General features: G+C 63.7%; 4 protein-coding genes and 2 pseudogenes. 4 read left to right on the top strand and 2 right to left on the bottom strand.

Features of this window, described 5'->3' with window-relative positions; genetic code table 11:
* Positions 1 to 164, top strand: a pseudogene (locus Q0L57_RS09585) (BMP family ABC transporter substrate-binding protein); the annotation flags it as partial.
* Between the two features lie 86 nt (positions 165 to 250).
* On the top strand, positions 251 to 685 hold the full coding sequence (locus Q0L57_RS09580; RefSeq protein ID WP_296741595.1) for a GNAT family N-acetyltransferase: 435 nt from the start codon (positions 251 to 253) through the stop codon (positions 683 to 685).
* On the opposite strand, the gene Q0L57_RS09575 is transcribed toward Q0L57_RS09580, so the two are convergent.
* Positions 680 to 1,081 carry a hypothetical protein gene (locus tag Q0L57_RS09575; protein ID WP_296741593.1) on the bottom strand — a complete coding sequence of 134 codons (402 nt, stop codon included), beginning with the start codon at positions 1,079 to 1,081 and terminating at the stop codon, positions 680 to 682. The two genes, Q0L57_RS09580 and Q0L57_RS09575, sit on opposite strands and share 6 nt — an antisense overlap.
* A gap of 18 nt (positions 1,082 to 1,099) precedes the next feature.
* Positions 1,100 to 1,309, bottom strand: coding sequence for a SlyX family protein (locus tag Q0L57_RS09570; protein WP_296741590.1), 210 nt, complete (start codon positions 1,307 to 1,309; stop codon positions 1,100 to 1,102).
* Positions 1,310 to 1,476: 167 nt separating this feature from the next.
* Between Q0L57_RS09570 and Q0L57_RS09565 the strand changes: the two genes are divergently transcribed.
* Positions 1,477 to 3,009: an ABC transporter ATP-binding protein gene (locus Q0L57_RS09565; RefSeq protein ID WP_296741587.1), complete on the top strand. Its 1,533-nt coding sequence runs from the start codon at positions 1,477 to 1,479 to the stop codon at positions 3,007 to 3,009.
* Positions 3,006 to 3,127, top strand: a pseudogene (locus Q0L57_RS09560) (ABC transporter permease); the annotation flags it as partial. The gene Q0L57_RS09565 and the pseudogene Q0L57_RS09560, both read left to right, overlap by 4 nt.

Raw genomic sequence — 3,127 nt, 5'->3', positions numbered from 1 at the left:
ATCTCGGCCTCAAGGAAGGCGGCGTCGACTACGCCATGGACGACAACAACAAGGCCCTGGTCACCGATGCAATGAAGGCCGCCGTCGAAAAGGCCAAGGCCGACATCATCGCCGGCACCGTCCAGGTGCACGACTACACCGCCGACAACAAATGCCCGTATTGATCGGGAGCTGAAATTTGCGGACCGCCGGGTGAAAGCCCGGCGGTTTCGTTTTTCCAAGGCAGAACATGCGGCCGACGATCGAAGCCATGGTTGAGCGCGACGTGGAAACGCTCGCGGCGCTGCGGCTTGCGGCCTTCTTCCAAGGCACGGGACGAACCCTGCAAGAAGACGCGGCGGGGCTGCGCGGATTGCTGGCCGGTGACGGGTTCGAGGCTGGCTTCGTCGCACGCCATCGCGGCCAGCCGATCGGAAGCTGCCTGCTCGTCCGCAGCGAGATCGACCCGGCGCATGATCTGACGCCATGGCTGGCCGGCCTTGTCGTCGACGAAGGGCACAGAGGGCGTGGCATCGGCGCCGCGCTGGTCAGGACCGTCGAGGCGCATGCGATAGCGGCTGGCGTGGACAAGCTCCATCTCTACACATGGCAGGCGCGCCGCTTCTATGAGGTGCTCGGCTGGTCAGTGGTCGAGCCCTTCGAGCAGGATGGCGAGCCGATGCTCCTGATGTCGCGTCAGCTATAACGTGCCGACCAGGTAGCCCAGCGCGAAGGCCGCAAGCAGGGCAATCGCGATGACCAGCCCCAGCCGGCCGCCAAGGGAATGCACGCCGACGCCGTAAGGCTTGCGCCGCAGCCCGCGGGTCATGACCGGCGCCGCTTTGCCATCGTCCAGTCCGGCGAGCCGCATCTGCGGCAGTTCCGCAAGCCTTTGCGCGACCAGGTTCCAGCGATTGTCCGACTTTCCGCTGGAGGTTGCGGCCGGATCGAAGGCGCGCATGCGTTCGGCCAGCCTGAGTACCGCGTCGCGGAAAGCGGGATCGATCTGGAGGTCGCGCTCGGCGCGGGCGCGCTCCCTGTCGTCCATCAGGCCGAAGACATAGTTGCCGGCCCTGGCGATACGGTCGCTTTCACTGGCCATGACCGTTCTCCTCCTCGCTCACCAGTGCGGCGGCTTGGTCACCGGCACATCGGGCGCGGTCCGCTCCTCCAGGGCCAGGAACCGGTCGGTCAGGGCACCAAGCTTGCGTTCCATGCGCTCGATCACCTTCCACTGCTCGGCGATCTGGCCGGACAGTTCCTCGATGGTCTTTTCCTGCTCGGCGGCGCGGATTTCCAGCGTCGTCAGCCGATCGTCAGGCGTGGTCATTCAAAATCCCGGGCTTTTGTGAATGTGAAGCTGTCGGCCACGTTCGAAATTGACAAGCGCGCGGGGATTTGTCGAGAGTGAATGCCGTCCCGGCCGATTGGCAGGGGCGGGGCATCATGCTAGGCATTTTGACCAAGCGATAAAAAAATAAGAGTGGGACAGGCTGCATGGCGCAAGCCGCGATCGAGCTTATAGGCATCAACAAGAGTTTTGGCGCAGTACGCGCCAACCGCGACATCAACCTGGAAATCGCGCGCGGAACCATCCACGGCATCGTCGGCGAGAACGGTGCCGGCAAGTCGACGCTGATGTCGATCCTGTATGGCTTCTACCAGGCGGACAGCGGCGAGATCCGCGTCGGCGGCAAGCCGGTGTCGATCAACACGTCCAACGACGCGATCGCGCTTGGCATCGGCATGGTGCATCAGCATTTCATGCTGGTCGACAATTTCACCGTCCTGGAGAACATCATCCTCGGCGCCGAGAACGACGCGCTCTTGAAGAGCAGCATCGCCAAGGCGCGCTCGGAGCTCGACCGGCTGGAGCGCGAATACGGCCTCGAAGTCGAGCCCGACGCCATCATCGAGGAACTGCCGGTCGGCCTGCAGCAGCGTGTCGAGATCCTCAAGGCGCTCTATCGCGGCGCCGAAATCCTGATCCTGGACGAGCCGACGGGGGTTTTGACACCGGCTGAGGCCGATCACCTGTTCCGCATCCTCAAGCAGTTGAAGGAACAGGGAAAAACGGTGGTTCTGATCACCCACAAGCTGCGCGAGATCATGGCCATCACCGACACGGTCTCGGTCATGCGCCAGGGTACGATGGTCGCGACAAGGGTGACAAAGGAAACCACGGTCGGCGAACTGGCCGAACTGATGGTTGGCAGGCGCGTGCTGCTCAGGGTCGAGAAGGGAGAGTCGGAAGCCGGCGCGGTAAAACTCTCGGTCAAGAACCTGACGGTGAAGGATTCACGCGGCGTCACCATGGTCGACAACGTCTCCTTCGACCTGCGCGGCGGCGAGATCGTCGGCATTGCGGGCGTGGCCGGCAACGGCCAGTCGGAGCTGCTCGAGGCGATTTCCGGCATCCGGCATGCCGTTTCCGGCGAGGTGATGCTGGACGGCAAGCCGATCGATCTCACCGGCAAGGCCGATCCCGGCGAATTGCGCGATCGGGGGCTGGCCCATGTGCCGGAGGACCGGCACCATGTCGGGCTGGTGCTCGCCTTCGAGGAGAACGAGAACTCGATCCTCGGCTATCATGACGACGAGCGCTACCTGAAGGGGCCGTTCCTCAACGTCGAAGCCATCATGGCCGACGCGAAGGACAAGATCGCGAAATATGACATCCGCCCCGGCAATCCCCGCCTGAAAACAGCAAATTTCTCCGGCGGCAACCAGCAGAAGATCGTGCTGGCGCGGGAAATGGAGCAGGACCCCGGCGTGCTGATCGTCGGCCAGCCGACGCGCGGCGTCGATGTCGGCGCCATCGAATTCATCCACAAGCGGCTGATCGCCATGCGCGACCAGGGCAAGGCCGTGCTCGTCGTCTCTGTCGAGCTCGACGAGATCCGCTCGCTTTCCGACCGCATCCTGGTGATGTTCGCCGGTCGTGTCGTCGGCGAGCGCGGCCCGGACGCGACCGAAGGCGAGCTTGGCTTGCTAATGGCTGGTGTCGAGCATCAGGAGGCCGCCGAATGAGCACGCCTTACGCCAAGCTGCCGGCCTGGGCCGATTACGGGTTGATTCCGTTGATCAACCTGTCGGTTGCCTTCATCGTCGCCGGCTTCGTCGTCATGCTGGTCGGCGAAAACCCGTT

Source organism: Mesorhizobium sp. (assembly GCF_024509055.1).
In the GTDB taxonomy this organism is placed as follows: Bacteria; Pseudomonadota; Alphaproteobacteria; order Rhizobiales; family Rhizobiaceae; genus Mesorhizobium.
The sequence above is the reverse complement of the archived record's forward strand: the minus strand, read 5'-3'. Positions and strand labels throughout refer to the sequence as shown.